Consider the following 15,243-nt stretch of genomic DNA (forward strand, 5'->3'; position numbering starts at 1 on the left):
GCCGGTGCGGAGGCGGTGGAGGCTGCGGAGGGGAGCTGTCGGCGGTACCGGCTAAGGTGCGCGGATGAGATTCGGACGTGGGCGGTTTCCGGCCGCCGTCGAGGACTTCGCAACGGCCGTACGGACCAGGGACGTCGAGGCGGCGGAAGCGGCCTTCGAACGGCTGACGGGCGGCTTCGGCAACGCGCGGGACGGCGAACTTGCGCGAGGCCGGACCGCGCCTCGCCGCCCTTCTCCCCGAAGTGCCGCCCGGCCCGCGGGCGATCGTGGCCGCGATGACCGGCGCCTGCGTCGAGCGCGGCGCGGACCCGGTGGCGTGCGCGCCCGATGTGCTGGCGAGCACCCGCGACGCCTTCGAGCAGGCCGCCGTCTTCTGCGAGCGGTGGGCGGCGGCCGACCGCGGAAAGCTGCCAGGACACGAGGGTGAGGGCCTGACCGGGGGCGACACCGAGCGGTTCGGCTTCGAGCCGGTCGTGGCCTGGCAGTCCCTGCCGCAGTTCGAGATGGCCTGCGTCGCGATGCTCAACTCCCCGCGCGCCCGTCGCGAGGTCCCCGGCCGGGAGGCGCTGCGGGCCGCGGTGGCCCGGGTCCAGGAGCTGTCCCGCGAGCAGTTCAAGTGCCTCGCCTACGCCCTCGCCGTCCTCGACGACGAGCCGGTCGTCGTCCTCGACCGGGCCACCGGCGCCGGCTTCGCCCTGCGCATCTCCGGCATAGGTGACAACTTCCAGCTGCACACGCTCCTCGCCGACGCCCTGATCGGCCGCGGTCTGATGGCCGGCGAGGCCCCCTCGGCGCAGGCGGTCGCCTGCTGTCGCGACCAGCCGGGGATGGTGGAGACCGTCGGTTCCTTCAATCTCGTGGGCGCCGACGGCGAGTGGATCTGGAACGAGGGCAACCCGGCGGACATCCCCGTCGTGGACGGCGTGCGGCTCGTGGTCCTCGATCCGCCGCCGTACCGGCGGGGCTGGGCGGCCGGCCGCTTCTTCCCCGGCATGACAGGCGAACTCGTCTACGAACGGGCCCTCGCGCCCGAGGAGTCGGCGGCCCTGCTCGCCCGGGTGGCCGCGCCCGTGCGCTGACGCCCCGGGGCCGGCCGGTCGCGGTGACCGCGGCGGCCGGCCCTTCGTCGTCGTGGACGCGGCGCCGGGATCAGTGCCCGGCGAGCAGCTCCAGGGTGTCGATCACCCGGTTGGAGAAGCCCCACTCGTTGTCGTACCAGGCGACCACCTTGATGTGGCGGCCGTCGACCCGGGTCAGGGCCGAGTCGAAGATCGACGACGCGGGGTTGCCGGTGATGTCGGACGACACCAGCTCGTCCTCGGAGTACTCCAGGACGCCGGCAAGCGGGCCCTCCGCGGCGGCGCGGTACGCGGCCAGCACCTCGTCGCGGGTGACGTCGCGGCTGACCGTCGTGTTGAGCTCGACGATCGAGCCGACCGGGACCGGTACGCGGATCGAGTCACCCGACAACTTGCCGTCCAGGTTCGGCAGCACCTTGCCGATCGCCTTCGCGGCGCCGGTGGTGGTCGGCGCGATGTTGACGGCCGCGGCGCGGGCCCGGCGGGCGTCGCGGTGCGGGCCGTCCTGCAGGTTCTGCTCCTGCGTGTAGGCGTGCACCGTCGTCATGAAGCCGTGCTCGATGCCGGCGAGTTCGTCCAGCACGGCGGCCAGCGGCGCCAGGGCGTTGGTCGTGCAGGAGGCGTTGGAGACGATGGTGTGGGTGGCCGGGTCGTACGCGTCGGTGTTGACGCCGAACGCGACCGTGACGTCGGCACCGTCGGACGGCGCGCTCACCAGCACCTTCTTCGCGCCCGCGGTCAGATGCGCGCCGGCCGCCTTGGCGGAGGTGAACCGGCCGGTCGACTCCAGCACGATCTCGACGCCGAGCTCGGCCCACGGCAGGTCCGCGGGGTCGCGCTCGGCGATGACCTTGATGCGGCGGCCGTCCACGACGAGGGTGTCCCCGTCGACGCTCACCGGACGGCCCAGGCGCCCCGCCGTGGAGTCGAAGGCCAGCAGCCGGGCGAGGGCGGTGGGTTCGGTGAGGTCGTTGACGGCCACGACCTCCAGGTCGCTGTCGCGTTCCAGCAGGGCGCGCAGCACGTTGCGTCCGATGCGGCCGAATCCGTTGATGGCGATGCGAGTCATGAATGTGTCCCTTCGGTGTCGCCACCAGATTCGCTCCTGGCGCCGGGCCGTGGCCGGGGCGTGAGCGCCATGGTTCGCAAGGATCCCGCCATGGGGAGCGTGGGCTGCGCGCGGGCCCGCGCGAGGGATGTGCCGGGCGCTGATCCGGGGCCTACTCGCCCTTGGTGAAGGTGCGCCGGTACTCGCTGGGCGTGGTGCCCAGGATCTGCTGGAAGTGCATCCGCAGGTTCGCGCCCGTGCCGAGGCCGACGTCGGCGGCGATCTGCTCGATGCTCCGCTCCGACCGTTCGAGGAGCTCACGGGCCAGGTCGACGCGGGCGCGCATCACCCACTGCATCGGGGTGTAGCCCGTGTCCTCGACGAAGCGGCGGGAGAAGGTGCGCGGCGAGACCGCCGCGTGCCGGGCCAGCACCTCCAGGGTGAGCGCCTCGCCGAGCCGGTGCAGGGCCCACTCGCGGGTCGCGGCGAACCGTTCGCCCAGCGGTTCCGGCACGCTGCGCGGCACGTACTGGGCCTGGCCGCCGCTGCGGTAGGGGGCAGCGACCAGGCGGCGGGCGGCGTGGTTGGAGGCGGCCACGCCGAGGTCGCCGCGCAGGATGTGCAGGCACAGATCGAGGCCGGAGGCGGCGCCGGCGGAGGTGAGCACACTGCCCTCGTCCACGAACAGCACGTTCTCGTCGACTCGCACGCGCGGGTGCCGGGCGGCGAGCGCGCGGGTGTAGTGCCAGTGCGTCGTGGCGCGCCTGCCGTCGAGCAGGCCGGTCGCCGCGAGGGCGAAGGCGCCCGTGGAGATGGCGGCGAGCCGCGCGCCGCGCGCGTGCGCCGCCACCAGCGCGTCGACGACGGCCGGCGGCGGGTCGTCGCGGTCGGGGAACCGGTAGCCGGGGATGAAGACGATGTCGGCCCAGGCCAGCGCGTCCAGGCCGTGGGCGACGTGGTACGACAGGCCGTCCCCGCCGGTCACCAGCCCGGGCTCGGCCCCGCACACCCGTACCTCGTAGGGCATGCTCGCGCGGGTGGTGAACACCTGAGCCGGGATGCCGACGTCGAGCGGTTTCGCGCCCTCCAGCACAAGGACGGCGGCGCGATGCAGGCGGGAGGGCGGCACGGGGTCGAGGGTACGCGGGCCCGGGGTGACCAGGGCTTTACGAGGGGCTGAGCGTCGGGGTCTTCGCCCGCATGGGCACGCCGCGCATGGCCTGGATCATCACCACGACGGCACCGGCGGTCACGCACTGGTCGGCGAGGTTGAACACGCCGGAGTGGCCGACCTGGATGAAGTCCAGCACGGCTCCGCGGCCGAGGCCGGGCGTGCGGAACAGGCGGTCGGTGAGGTTGCCGCCGGCGCCCGCGAAGATCAGGCCCAGACCGACCGCCCAGCCGGGGCGCTGCACCGTCGGCGCGACGCGGGCGACGAAGGCGAGCACGCCGATCGCCAGGAAGGTGAAGACGAGGGTGGCGTGGGGCGCGAAGGAGCCGGCCGCGCCGGAGTTGCGGAGCGCGGTGAAGGTCACGGTGCCGCCGAGCGCGTGCCTCGGGTCGTGACCCTCGATCGTGACGGCCGCGATCGCCTTGGTGCTCTGGTCCACCGCGAGCCCGGCCGCGGCGGTCGCCCACAGCAGATACGTCCGGCGCACTGAGCGCACCGCCCACCTCCCGATCGACACCCCGTCCCCAACGTCGAACGTACCCCGCGGTCGGCGAATTCCACGGGCCGGCCTGCGGTCGGCCTCCACCCTCGGGTGGAGACGAGGTTTCCACCTGTCGGTCAACCCGTGGCTTGATCCGCTGACCAGCGCGTTTGCCTAGATTTGAGGGCATCGCGGGGCTGACCCCCGTTGCAGGAGTCCGTGAACGAGCGCTTCGGAGGAGTCCGTCATGTCCGGTCTGGTCAATACCCTGGTGATCGTCGCGGTCATCGGTGTGGTGATCGCGCGCCAGCTCAGGCCGCGCCAGGTCTCCGCCGGCGGCCGGTGGTGGCTCGTCCCCGTGGTGCTGGTCGTGCTGGCCGTCCGCGACGGGGGGCTGGTGGACGGCGCCCATCGGGACACCTCGATCGCCCTGCTCGGGGCGGAGCTGGTGGTGGGCGCCGTCATGGGGATGGCCTGGGCCGGCACGACGAGGATGTGGACGGGTGAGGACGGCAGGGTCTGGGCCCAGGGCACCAGGCTGACGATCCTCGTGTGGGTGCTGGGCATCGCGATACGCGTCGGCCTCTACGCCGCGGCCGCCGCGATGGGCGTCCACCAGCACACCGGATCCCTGCTGCTGGCGGTGGCCGGGACCCTCCTGGTCCGCAGCGGAGTGCTCATGCTGCGCGCCCATCAGCGGCAGCCGTCGTACCCTGCGGTCTCATGACCAGTTGGACGTCCTGGCCGTCCCGGGAGGCGCTGTCCCGCGTCGGCCGTTCCCCGGCACGCCTCGGGTTCGGCCGCGGGGTCCGGGTCATCCTGGCGGGGGCGGCCGTATGGGGTGTCGCCGCCAAGGGCGGTCTCGGCGCGTGGGCGACCCTGGGCGCGGTGGCCGGGGTCCTCGCGGGGTTCGTCGCCGTGTGGGGGTACTTCCGGACCACGCTCCGGCACCTGCTGTGGCCCTCCGTCGGCCTGATGATCCTGCTGATGGGCGGGGGAGTGGTCGCCCACGCGGCCGGCGGGGACGTGGCGAGCCGCATTCTGTGGTGCGCGTGCACGGTCCTGGCCGTCCAGCGGCTGCCGCTGGCGGCCGCGGCCCCGATCGCGGCGGTGTCGATGGCCGGGTTCGGTCTGCTGAGCGGCGGGAGCAACTGGCTGGTCACCACGCTCACCGGTCTCGGGCTGGTGCTCGGCGGCTACACCATGCGGCTGGACGCCGAGGCACGCGGCACCACCCACCGGCTGCTCGAGCAGGAACGGGCGGCCCGGGCGGCGGAGGCCGAGTCGGCCACACTGGCCGAGCGCGCCAGGATCGCCCGGGAGATCCACGACGTCCTCGCGCACAGCCTGTCGGCGCAGACGGTGCACCTGGAGGCGACCCGGCTGCTCATCGAGCGGGGCGCGGACCGGGAGCTGGTGCTGGAACGGGTGACCGCCGCGCGGCGGATGGCTCGCGAGGGACTGGCCGAGACCCGGCAGGCGCTGTCGGCACTGCGCGGTGACATGGCGCCGGTGGAGGAGTTCCTGCGGGAGCTGGTCGCGCAGGAGGGCGCCCGGCTGGAGGTGCAGGGCGAGCCGCGCGGCTTGCCGCCCGAGGCGGGGCTGGCCGTGCGGAGGGTGGCGCAGGAGGCCATGACCAACGTGCGCAAGCACGCCCCGGGGGCCGCGGTGACGCTGCGGCTGGAGTACCGCCCGGAGGAGGTGGAACTGGAGTTCCGCGACTTCGGTGGAAAGACGCCTGTGGACAACTCCTTGGGGGCGTCCGGCGCGGGCTACGGTCTTCGGGGGATGCGGGAGCGCGCCGAACTGCTGGGAGGCGCGCTGGACGCCGGACCGGCGGAGGAGGGCTTCGTGGTGCGCTTGCGGGTGCCCGCATGACGCGGGTGGTGGTCGCGGACGACCAGACGGTCGTGCGCGAGGGAATCGTGATGCTGCTGGGGCTGCTGCCCGGCATCGAGGTGGTCGGGGCGGCGGCGGACGGGGAGGAGGCGGTGCGGCTGGTGGCCGAACAGCGGCCGGACGTCGTGCTGATGGATCTGCGGATGCCGCGGTGCGACGGGGTGGAGGCGACGCGGCGGATCCGCTCGGAGCACCCGGGGACGCAGGTGGTGGTACTCACCACATACGCGGACGACGACGACCTGTTCCCCGCGCTTCAGGCGGGGGCGCGCGGTTATCTGACCAAGGACGCGGGCGGCGACGAGATCGCCAAGGCCATCGCGGACGTGACGGCCGGCGGGGCCGGGCTGTCCCCGGCGGTGCAGAGCCGGGTCCTGGACGCCCTGTCCTCCGGGAGCCTGTCGGCCGGGCGGCGGGACGACGGCACGCCGCAGCAACTGCCCGACGGGTTGACGTCGCGCGAGGCGGAAGTGCTGGCCCTGGTGGCCGACGGACTGTCCAACGCCGAGATCGCCGCGCGGCTGCACGTCAGCATGGCCACGGTGAAGACCCACATCAACAATCTCTTCGCCAAGACGGGGGTGCGGGACCGCGCACAGGCCGTCGGGTACGCCTACCGGCACGGGATCACCTGATGGAATGAAGGATTCGACATGTTGGACCAGGATCTTCCCGCTCTGTCCATGATTGGGCGCATCGGCCGGCCGATGGAGCGAGGAGAGTCCGGTGAACGACGACAACGGGGGCGACGCGGGGCCGCTGCGGATGAACGACCCCTGGCACGATCCGTCCGGGGCCGGCGTGTGGATCCCCGAGCAGCAGGCGCCGACGCAGCGGGCGCCGATGCCGCAGGTGTCCGTGGGGCCGGCGCAGGCCGCGGGGCAGAGCGCGGTGGACGGCGGTGCCGTGCGGTACCTGGAGGTGCAGGGCAGTCCGGCGTTCCGTGAAGTGCGGGACCGCTACCGGCGGTTCGTCTTCCCGATGACGGCGGCGTTCCTCGGCTGGTACCTGCTGTACCTGGTCGCGGCGACCACCGCGCCGGGCCTGATGGCCCACAAGGTGGCCGGTGAGCTGAACGTGGCGATGGTCGCGGGACTGGCGCAGTTCGCGTCCACGTTCCTGCTGACCTGGGCGTACGCCCGGCACGCTCGGGTGCGGCGGGACCGCAGGGCGCTGGATCTGCGGTGGGCGCTGGCCACTGGCACCGGGCGGGGGCGGGCGCGTTGAACGGCGGCGGACCGTTCCTCGCGGTGGCGGCCGGCGACCGGCACGGGCTGGCGATCGTGCTGTTCACCCTGTTCGTGTCGGTGACGCTGGCCATCACGGCCTGGGCCGGGCGGCGGCGGAGTTCGTCGGTGGAGTTCTTCGCCGGGGGACGGCTGTTCACGCCGATGGAGAACGGCTTCGCGATCGCCGGCGACTACATGTCCGCCGCGTCCTTCCTCGGCATCTCCGGGCTCATCGCGCTCTTCGGCTACGACGGCCTGCTGTACTCGGTGGGCTTCCTGGTGGCCTGGCTGGTCGTGCTGATGCTGGTGGCCGAACTGGTCCGCAACTGCGGCCGGTACACCCTCGCCGACGTGCTGGCCGCGCGGATGCGGCGGCGGCCGGTGCGGATCGCCGCGGGCACCGCGTCGGTCACGGTCTCGATCCTCTACCTGGTGGCCCAGATGGTGGGGGCCGGCAGTCTGGTGGGTGTGCTGCTCGGCGGCAGCGACAGCAGAACGGCCCGCACCTGGACGGTGGTCGGGGTCGGCGCCCTGATGATGTTCTACGTGGCCTTCGGCGGCATGCGGGCCACCACGTGGATCCAGATCGTCAAGACCGTGCTGCTCATCGGCGGGACCGTCGCGCTCACCGTGCTCGTGCTGGTGCGCTTCCACGGCGACTTCGGGCGGCTGCTGCACACAGCGGCGGCCAACAGCGGGCACGGGGAGGCGTTCCTCGGTCCCGGCCTGAAGTACGGGGGGAGCTGGACCAGCCGGCTGGACTTCATCAGCCTCGGTCTGGCCCTGGTGCTGGGCACCGCGGGCCTGCCGCACATCCTGTCCCGCTTCTACACCGTGCCCACCGCGCGGTCCGCCCGCCGCTCGGTGGTGTGGGCGATCGGGCTGATCGGCGTGTTCTACCTGATGACGATCGTGCTCGGGTTCGGTGCGGCCGCGCTGGTCGGCTCGGCCAAGGTCCACGACTCCAACGCGGCCGGGAACACCGCGGTCCCGCTGCTGGCGGAAGTGCTCGGTGGCGGCTCGGGGACCACCGGCGGGGCGGTGCTCTTCGCGGTGGTCGGCGCGGTGGCGTTCGCGACGATCCTCGCGGTGGTCGCGGGCATCACCCTGGCCTCGTCGGCCTCCGTCGCCCACGACCTGTACGCGACCTGGCGCCGCCGCGGCCCCGACGCGCCGGGCGGACCGGCGGCGGCGCAAGGGGAGATGGAGCAGGGCGAGGTGCGGGTCGCGCGGTTCGCCGCGGTCGGTGTCGGCGCGGTCGCCATCGCGCTGAGCCTGCTGGCGCAGGACCAGAACGTGGCGTTCCTGGTCGGCCTGGCGTTCGCCGTCGCCGCGTCGGCGAACCTGCCCGCGCTGCTCTACTCGCTGTTCTGGCGCCGCTTCACCACCCGCGGCGCGGTCTGGTCGGTCTACGGCGGCCTGCTGCCGTCCCTGCTGCTGGTTGCGCTCTCGCCGGTGGTGTCCGGGCGGCCCGACGCCCTGCTGCCCGGCGTGGACTTCCACGTCTTCCCGCTGGAGAACCCGGGTCTGGTCTCCGTCCCGCTCGGCATCCTGGCCGGCTGGCTGGGCACCGTCACCTCGCGCGAGCCGGCCGACGACGCCGCCTACGCCGAGATGGAGGTGCGCTCCCTCACCGGGGCCGGCGCCGCCTGACCGATTCCCGGCCGACACCTGCGCCCCCACGGCTCAACGCGCACCCATCGTCAGGCCCCCCGAGCCCTTGCGAGCAGGCGCGCGCCGCGTCAGGCCGGCGCCGCCCACGCGTACAGGTGCTCCGGGCGGCCGGTGTCCCCGTACTTCAGGGAGAGCTGGACCCGGCCCGCCTGCTCCAGGTGCTTGAGGTAGCGCTGCGCGGTCGAGCGGCTCAGACCGGCCCGCTCCGCGACCTCGTGCGCCGACAGCGCGCCGCCGGCCTCCCGCAGCACGCGGCGGATCAGGTCGGCGGTGGGCGCGGAGTGTCCCTTGGGCAGGGCGGCGGGGGAGGCGGTCGCCGTGCGCAGCGCCCCGAAGATCCGGTCCACCTGCTCCTGGCCGGCCTCGCCGCCCGCGCCGCCGGCCACACCGTCGACCGTGCGCCGCAGCGCCGCGTACCCCTCGAGCTTGGCCCGCAGCCCGGCGAAGCCGAACGGCTTCACCAGGTACTGCAGCGCCCCGAGCCGCATCGCGGCCTGGACGGTCGCGACGTCCCGGGCCGCGGTCACCATGATCACGTCGGCGTGGTGGCCGAGCTGCCGCATCCGCCGGACCAGCGTCAGACCCGTCTCGTCCGGCAGGTAGTGGTCGAGCAGCACCAGGTCGATGCGGGTGCGTTCCAGGGTGGCCAGGGCGTGGGCCGCGGTGTGGGCGCGGGCGGCCACCCGGAAGCCGGGCACCTTGCCGACATAGGCCGAGTTGATCTCGGCCACCCGGAAGTCGTCGTCCACGACCAGGACCTCGATCATCGTGCGCCTCCCGGAGCAGCGGCGAACAGTTCGGCGGCGGACGGTCCCGCGGTGAACTCGGCGGAGGCCAGCGCCTCCGGCAGCACCACGGTGAACACCGCGCCGCCGCCCGCCCGTGCGCCGACGCGGGCAATGCCGCCGTACCGCTCCGCCAGCCGCCGCACCAGCGCCAGTCCGAGGCCGCGCCCGCGGTGCGCCGGGGCCTGCTTGGTGGTCCAGCCCTCGGTGAAGATCCGGTCCCGCAGGTCCGGCGGCACCCCGGGCCCGTCGTCGCTCACCCGCAGCACCAGCGTCTTCCGCTCGGCCCGCAGCTCCACCTCGACCGCGGAGGCGGCGGCGTCCAGCGCGTTGTCGATGAGGTTGCCCAGCACCGTCACCAGGTCCCGGGGGTCGACGACCCGATCCGGCAGCCAGGTGGCGGACGAGATCCGCAGGGCGACCCCGCGTTCGGCGGCGATCGCCGCCTTCCCGACCAGCAGCGCCGACAGCAGCGGCTCGTGCACCCGGTCGGCGACCTCCTCCGCCGAGGCCCGGTGGGTGTCGGCGACCTCGGCCACATACTCCGCGGCGGCGTCGTTGAGCCCGAGCTCCAGCAGGCCCAGCACCGTGTGCAGCCGGTTGGCGTGCTCGTGGTCCTGGGCGCGCAGCGCCTCCAGCAGGCCGTGGGTGGAGTCCAGCTCCCGGCCGAGCTGTTCCAGCTCCGTGCGGTCCCGCAGGGTGACCACGGCGCCTCCGTCCTCGGTCGGCATGCGGTTGGCGACCAGCACCCGGCCGCCGCTGACCGTGAGCAGGTCGGCGCCCTCCGCGCGGCCGGCCAGCACGTCGGTGGTGCGCCCCGGGGGCAGCAGTTCGTCCAGCGGACGTCCCGCCGCGTCGCCGCCGAGACCCAGCAAGCGCTGCGCCTCGTCGTTCACCAGCCGCACCCGGCCCTGCGGGTCGAGTGCGACCACCCCTTCGCGGATGCCGTGCAGCATGGCCTCGCGTTCGTCCAGCAGCGCCGAGATGTCCGCGAAGGCCAGCCCGTGGGTGGCCCGCTGCAGCCGCCGCGACGCCCACACCGCGGCGAGCACACCGACGGCCAGCGCCGCGCCGGCGTACAGCAGCAGCCCGGGCACCGAGGCCAGCAGCCGGTTGCGGACGCTGGTGTAGCCGATACCCACCGACACCGCGCCGACGATCCGCCCGGAGCGGTCCCGCAGCGGCACCTTGCCGCGCGCGCTGCGGCCCAGCGTGCCGCTGTCGATCTGCTTGACCTCCTTGCCGCTCAGCGCCTCCTTCGGGCTGGTGGACACGGGGTCCCCGATCCGGTCGGCGTCGGTGTGCGACCAGCGGGTGCCGTGCGTGTCCATCACCACGACGTAGAGGGCCTGGGTGCGCTTGCGGACCCGTTCGGCCTCGGCCTGCACCGGGTTGTTCCGGGTCGGCCGGGAGGACTCCAGCTCCTGGACCACGTCGGGGTCGGCCGCCACGGCCTGGGCGATGGCCAGCGCCCGGCTCTCGGCCTGGTCGTCGAGCTGGTGGCTGAGCGGCGCCAGGAACAGGCCGGTGGCCAGTGCGGTGACCCCCGCCGTGATCGCCAGCTGCATCAGCAGGACCTGCGCCGAGACACGGCGCGGCCACCTGATCCGCATGACGCTGCCCTCCGACTCCGGCCGTCCGTGCGGCCGGCTCTGCAGGCGCCGGCGGCCACGGCTCCGCGGCCGGGTCACCCGCCGCGCCCTGCCCGACGTGTGCTGTCACGGCCGTCCCGGCGCACCCCTGGCCCCGCGTGCGTCGACGTCCGTGTCGTCAACGCAACGTAAACGCTGACGCCGCGGAACGGCAGTCCCCGTGTCGCTTTCGTTGTCTCACGGCGAGCAAAACGAGCAGAACACCGCTCTGTGCGCAGAAGGGGCCCAGCGCTCACAAGGCTGTCGGCACCCGGTGTGACGCTCCTAACGTCCACCGCCATGACCAGCAACACGAGCCCCGCCATCGAGCTGCGGGGGGCGGGCAAGGCGTTCCGGACACCGTCCGGCGCCCTGCACACCGCCGTACGGGATCTGGACCTGACCGTGGAACGCGGTGAGTTCGTCGCGGTCGTCGGACCCACCGGATGCGGCAAGTCGACCACGCTGACCCTCGTCAGCGGCCTGGAGGAGCCCACCGAGGGCGAGGTCCTGGTGGGCGGCGAGCCGGTGGGCGGCATCGGCGGCAACGTCGGTTTCGTCTTCCAGCAGGATGCCGTCTTCCCCTGGCGCACGGTCCTGTCCAACGTCATGGCCGGACCGCGGTTCCGCGGCGTGGCCAAGGCCGAAGCACGGGAGCGGGCCCGCGACTGGCTGGCCCGGGTGGGCCTGTCCGCCTTCGAGGACCGCTACCCGCACCAGCTTTCCGGCGGCCAGCGCAAGCGCGTCGCCCTGGCGGCCACCTTCGTCAACGACCCGGGGATCCTGCTCATGGACGAGCCGTTCTCCGCGCTCGACGTGCAGACCCGGGCGCTGATGTCCGACCAGCTCCTCGACCTGTGGGCGGGTACCGGGTCCTCCGTCGTCTTCGTCACCCACGACCTGGAGGAGTCGATCGCGCTGGCCGACAAGGTCGTCGTGATGACCGCGGGGCCCGCCACCGTGAAGGAGGTCTTCACCATCGACCTGCCGCGTCCGCGCAAGGTCGAGGAGGTCCGCCTGGAGCCCCGGTTCGTCGAGATCTACCGCGAGATCTGGTCGTCGCTCGGCGAAGAGGTCCGCATCACCCGTGAGAGGGGTGCCGCTCATGCCGCCTGAGTCCGTGTCCCTGCCCGCCGCCGGCGCCCTGGCCAAGCCGTCCGACGCCGCCGAGCGCAGCAAGGCGCGCGCCCGTGCCGTCCGCAGGCGCGCCCTGCTCGTCAACGGCGCCCGGCTGCTGGTGCTGGTGCTCTTCCTCGGCCTGTGGGAGTGGTTCTCCCGGGCCGGCGTCATCGACAAGTTCAACTTCTCGATGCCCTCGGAGGTCTACGACCAGATCCGCACCTGGGTCATGCACGGCACCGCCCAGGGATCGCTGGCCGAACAGATCTGGGCCACCCTGCAGGAAGCCCTGTACGGCTGGGTGATCGGCGTCGCCGCCGGTGTGCTGCTGGGCATCGCCCTCGGCCGGGTGCGCTTCCTCGCCGACGTCTTCGGCCCCTATGTGAAGATCCTCAACGCGATGCCGCGCATCGTGCTCGCGCCGATCTTCCTCATCTGGTTCGGCCTGGGCCCGGCCTCCAAGGTCGCCTCGGCGGTCGTGCTGGTCTTCTTCCCGGTGTTCTTCAACGCCTTCCAGGGCGCCCGGGAGGTCGACCGCAACCTGGTCGCCAACGCCCGCATCCTCGGCGCGAGCAACCGCCAGGTCACCTTCCAGGTCGTCATCCCCTCGGCCACCTCGTGGATCTTCACCAGCCTGCACGTCAGCTTCGGCTTCGCGCTGATCGGCGCGATCGTCGGCGAGTACATCGGCGCCACCAAGGGCCTCGGGCTGATGGTCTCCACCGCCCAGGGCACCTTCAACTCGGCGGGTGTCTACGCGGCCATGGTGATCCTCGCCGTCGTCGCCCTCATCGCCGAGGGCCTGCTCACCTTCCTGGAGAAGCGGCTCTTCCGCTGGAAGCCCGCCGAGTCCGGCGCCCGCTGACCGCCCTTCTCCACCTCCCAGTCGCCCGGTTTCCCCTCCCGCACCGCCACCTCACAAGGACGTGACCCCATGCGTACCCGCAGCACGACGCTGATCGCCCTCGCCGGCGCGCTCGCCCTCACCACCCTCACCGCCTGCGCGAACGACGCCGCCACCGGCTCCGGTTCGGGCTCCGACAGCGGCGCGGCCGCCGACGCCGGCTCGAACGGCAACGCCGGCGCCGCCAAGGACGCGACCAAGGTGAAGATCATGGTCGGCGGCCTCGACAAGGTCATCTACCTGCCCGCCATGCTGTCCCAGCGCCTCGGCTACTTCAGCGCCGAAGGCCTCGACGTGACGCTGATGACCGAGCCCGCGGGCGTGGACGCCACCACCGCGCTGGTCTCCGGCGACGTCCAGGGCGCGGTCGGCTTCTACGACCACACCCTGGACCTGCAGACCAAGGGCAAGCACGTGGAGTCGGTCGTGCAGTTCGCCCAGGCCCCCGGCGAGGTCGAGGTGGTCTCCGGCAAGGCCGCCGGCGACATCACCTCCGCCAAGGACTTCAAGGGCAAGAAGCTCGGCGTGACGGGCCTCGGCTCCTCGACCGACTTCCTCACCAAGTACCTGGCGGTGCACAACGGCCTGAAGGTCAGCGACTTCACCCCGATCGCGGCCGGGGCCGGCCAGACCTTCATCGCCGCCATGCAGCAGGGCTCCATCCAGGCGGGCATGACCACCGACCCGACCGTGGCGCAGATCCTGGACAAGGGCGTCGGCAAGGTGCTCTACGACATGCGCACCCCCGACGGCTCCCGCCAGGCGCTGGGCGGCCTGTACCCGTCGTCCAGCCTGTACATGAACACCGCCTGGGTCGACAGCCACAAGGAGACCGTCCAGAAGCTGGCCAACGCGTTCGTGAAGACCCTCAAGTGGATGTCCACCCACACCCCGGAGGAGATCGCGGCGAAGATGCCCGCCGACTACGCGCAGGGCGGTGCCAAGCTGTACGCGCAGGCGATCAAGTCCACGCTGCCGATGTTCACCACGGACGGCGTGATGCCCGCGGACGGTCCGGCGACGGTGGAGAACGTACTGAAGGCGTTCAACCCGAACCTGCAGCACGCCACCGTGGACCTGGACAAGACCTACACCACGGAGTTCGTGAAGGCCGCCAAGTAGCGCTCGCGCCGGGCTCGTTCCGGGCTCATCGCGGCGCTCGATCCGGCGCTCGTTCCGGCGCTTGTTCCGGCCACCGCCACTCGTCCCGGCCGCCCGGAGCTCGTTGCCGCTACGCGGCCCCGGCCACCTGCTCGACGCTCGTGACGTCCAGCCGCGCAGGTGTGCCGAGGGCCGCGCCGCAGCTCTCCGGGCGGGGCGGCTGCGCGGCGGAGCGGGTGACGGCCACCTCCCAGACGCGGCCGTCGCGGTGGGTGACCGGCACCGTCCAGTGGTCCCCGCCGCGCGGCTCGGCCGGCCCGACGGCCAGCGCGTCCGCCCGCTCCTCCCCGGTCAGGCTGCGCACCGCGAGTTCGGCGGCCTGGCCGGGGCGTTCCCATGCCGAGCGGCCGCGGCAGCCCGCCAGGACCACCAGTCCGGAGGCGGCCGCCTCCAGGATGTCCTTGGCGTGGTGGCCGTTGACCCGGCCGTAGGCGTAGCCGTGCGGCAGCACCAGCATCGTGGGGGCGAACCGGTGGCCGCCGAGGTGGGTGACCTCCCACACGTCGTGGCCGCCGGAGCGGGTGAGCTCGTCGGCGAGCGGACGGCCGTACACCGCGCAGCACTGGTCGCGCCGCCCGTTGGTGCACACCAGGGCGATCGGCGGCCCGTCGTACGCCGTGCCGAAGCCGCCATGGCTGCCCGCGCCCAGGGCCGCGAAGTCCAGGGCGGTCAGCTCCGCGGGGTCCGCGAGCGAGGCCGTACGGATCCAGGGGTCGTCCGGGGCGGTGTGCGCGATGATCACCCGGCGACGGGCGGGACGGTGCAGGTCGGCGTGCCGGCCGGTGCGGCGGATCAGCGCCACGCGCACGCCGGTGCCGTCGGCCAGCCGCTCCAGGGCCCGGCCGACCTCGGGGTCCAGATGGCTGGACTTGAGGGCCTTGGCGCCCCACGGGCCCGCCTGCTCGATCAGCAGCCAGGTCCGGGCGACGGCCGCGGTGGCGGCGACGGGTTCGGCCAGGGCGGCGGACGCGCGGGCGCAGCTGATCTTTTCGCTCACCTGCGTGAGCCTAGTGCGGTTCGCCGGCACACCACGGATCGGCGGGGCGGGGCGCCCCCGCGGGG

At 73.3% G+C, this 15,243-nt stretch carries 15 protein-coding genes; 9 read left to right on the top strand and 6 right to left on the bottom strand.

The window, feature by feature from the left end:
* Positions 1-200 precede the first annotated feature (200 nt).
* Positions 201-1,079, top strand: coding sequence for a hypothetical protein (locus tag K7862_RS13680; RefSeq protein ID WP_308011972.1), 879 nt, complete (start codon positions 201-203; stop codon positions 1,077-1,079).
* A gap of 70 nt (positions 1,080-1,149) precedes the next feature.
* Here the strand turns inward: K7862_RS13680 and gap are convergent, their stop codons facing one another.
* From gap to K7862_RS13695, 3 genes are all read right to left on the bottom strand, one after another.
* A complete protein-coding gene (gap, locus tag K7862_RS13685; protein ID WP_222962818.1) occupies positions 1,150-2,148 on the bottom strand; it encodes a type I glyceraldehyde-3-phosphate dehydrogenase in 999 nt (332 codons plus the stop codon).
* A gap of 151 nt (positions 2,149-2,299) precedes the next feature.
* On the bottom strand, positions 2,300-3,256 hold the full coding sequence (locus K7862_RS13690; RefSeq protein WP_222962819.1) for a GlxA family transcriptional regulator: 957 nt from the start codon (positions 3,254-3,256) through the stop codon (positions 2,300-2,302).
* 37 nt (positions 3,257-3,293) lie between these two features.
* Positions 3,294-3,794 carry a signal peptidase II gene (locus tag K7862_RS13695; protein ID WP_222962820.1) on the bottom strand — a complete coding sequence of 167 codons (501 nt, stop codon included), beginning with the start codon at positions 3,792-3,794 and terminating at the stop codon, positions 3,294-3,296.
* A gap of 232 nt (positions 3,795-4,026) precedes the next feature.
* On the opposite strand from K7862_RS13695, the gene K7862_RS13700 reads away from it, so the two are divergent.
* From K7862_RS13700 to K7862_RS13720, 5 genes are all read left to right on the top strand, one after another.
* Entirely contained in the window at positions 4,027-4,506 is a 480-nt protein-coding gene (locus K7862_RS13700; protein WP_222962821.1) for a DUF1453 domain-containing protein, read from the top strand.
* Positions 4,503-5,657, top strand: a complete 1,155-nt coding sequence (locus tag K7862_RS13705; RefSeq protein ID WP_222962822.1) for a sensor histidine kinase — start codon at positions 4,503-4,505, stop codon at positions 5,655-5,657. The genes K7862_RS13700 and K7862_RS13705 overlap by 4 nt, the downstream gene beginning before the upstream one ends.
* Complete coding sequence (locus tag K7862_RS13710) at positions 5,654-6,313, top strand: response regulator transcription factor (protein WP_222962823.1); 660 nt, start codon at positions 5,654-5,656, stop codon at positions 6,311-6,313. The genes K7862_RS13705 and K7862_RS13710 overlap by 4 nt, the downstream gene beginning before the upstream one ends.
* 91 nt (positions 6,314-6,404) lie before the next feature.
* Entirely contained in the window at positions 6,405-6,905 is a 501-nt protein-coding gene (locus K7862_RS13715) for a DUF485 domain-containing protein (protein WP_308011973.1), read from the top strand.
* Between the two features lie 23 nt (positions 6,906-6,928).
* Positions 6,929-8,560, top strand: a complete 1,632-nt coding sequence (locus tag K7862_RS13720) for a monocarboxylic acid transporter (protein ID WP_222962883.1) — start codon at positions 6,929-6,931, stop codon at positions 8,558-8,560.
* Between the two features lie 89 nt (positions 8,561-8,649).
* Here the strand turns inward: K7862_RS13720 and K7862_RS13725 are convergent, their stop codons facing one another.
* Positions 8,650-9,348, bottom strand: coding sequence for a response regulator (locus K7862_RS13725; protein WP_222962824.1), 699 nt, complete (start codon positions 9,346-9,348; stop codon positions 8,650-8,652).
* Positions 9,345-10,979, bottom strand: coding sequence for a sensor histidine kinase (locus K7862_RS13730; protein ID WP_222962825.1), 1,635 nt, complete (start codon positions 10,977-10,979; stop codon positions 9,345-9,347). The genes K7862_RS13725 and K7862_RS13730 overlap by 4 nt, the downstream gene beginning before the upstream one ends.
* 318 nt (positions 10,980-11,297) lie before the next feature.
* Between K7862_RS13730 and K7862_RS13735 the strand changes: the two genes are divergently transcribed.
* The 3 genes from K7862_RS13735 (at position 11,298) to K7862_RS13745 (ending at position 14,142) form a co-directional block, all read left to right on the top strand.
* On the top strand, positions 11,298-12,113 hold the full coding sequence (locus tag K7862_RS13735; RefSeq protein ID WP_222962826.1) for an ABC transporter ATP-binding protein: 816 nt from the start codon (positions 11,298-11,300) through the stop codon (positions 12,111-12,113).
* Complete coding sequence (locus K7862_RS13740) at positions 12,103-12,981, top strand: ABC transporter permease (RefSeq protein WP_222962827.1); 879 nt, start codon at positions 12,103-12,105, stop codon at positions 12,979-12,981. The genes K7862_RS13735 and K7862_RS13740 overlap by 11 nt, the downstream gene beginning before the upstream one ends.
* Before the next feature lie 69 nt (positions 12,982-13,050).
* On the top strand, positions 13,051-14,142 hold the full coding sequence (locus K7862_RS13745) for an ABC transporter substrate-binding protein (protein ID WP_222962828.1): 1,092 nt from the start codon (positions 13,051-13,053) through the stop codon (positions 14,140-14,142).
* Positions 14,143-14,251: 109 nt separating this feature from the next.
* Here K7862_RS13745 and K7862_RS13750 read toward each other — a convergent pair whose 3' ends face one another.
* Positions 14,252-15,178, bottom strand: coding sequence for a ferredoxin family protein (locus K7862_RS13750; RefSeq protein ID WP_308011974.1), 927 nt, complete (start codon positions 15,176-15,178; stop codon positions 14,252-14,254).
* Between the last annotated feature and the right edge of the window lie 65 nt (positions 15,179-15,243).

It is taken from the genome of Actinacidiphila acidipaludis, assembly GCF_019890725.1.
GTDB lineage: Bacteria > Actinomycetota > Actinomycetes > Streptomycetales > Streptomycetaceae > Actinacidiphila > Actinacidiphila acidipaludis.

Coding starts and splice junctions, on each gene's coding strand:
- K7862_RS13725 (WP_222962824.1), bottom strand. CDS start 9,348: ATGATCGAGGTCCTGGTCGTGGACGACGACTTCCGGGTGGCCGAGATC.
- K7862_RS13745 (WP_222962828.1), top strand. CDS start 13,051: ATGCGTACCCGCAGCACGACGCTGATCGCCCTCGCCGGCGCGCTCGCC.
- gap (WP_222962818.1), bottom strand. CDS start 2,148: ATGACTCGCATCGCCATCAACGGATTCGGCCGCATCGGACGCAACGTG.
- K7862_RS13710 (WP_222962823.1), top strand. CDS start 5,654: ATGACGCGGGTGGTGGTCGCGGACGACCAGACGGTCGTGCGCGAGGGA.
- K7862_RS13700 (WP_222962821.1), top strand. CDS start 4,027: ATGTCCGGTCTGGTCAATACCCTGGTGATCGTCGCGGTCATCGGTGTG.
- K7862_RS13740 (WP_222962827.1), top strand. CDS start 12,103: ATGCCGCCTGAGTCCGTGTCCCTGCCCGCCGCCGGCGCCCTGGCCAAG.
- K7862_RS13705 (WP_222962822.1), top strand. CDS start 4,503: ATGACCAGTTGGACGTCCTGGCCGTCCCGGGAGGCGCTGTCCCGCGTC.
- K7862_RS13730 (WP_222962825.1), bottom strand. CDS start 10,979: ATGCGGATCAGGTGGCCGCGCCGTGTCTCGGCGCAGGTCCTGCTGATG.
- K7862_RS13735 (WP_222962826.1), top strand. CDS start 11,298: ATGACCAGCAACACGAGCCCCGCCATCGAGCTGCGGGGGGCGGGCAAG.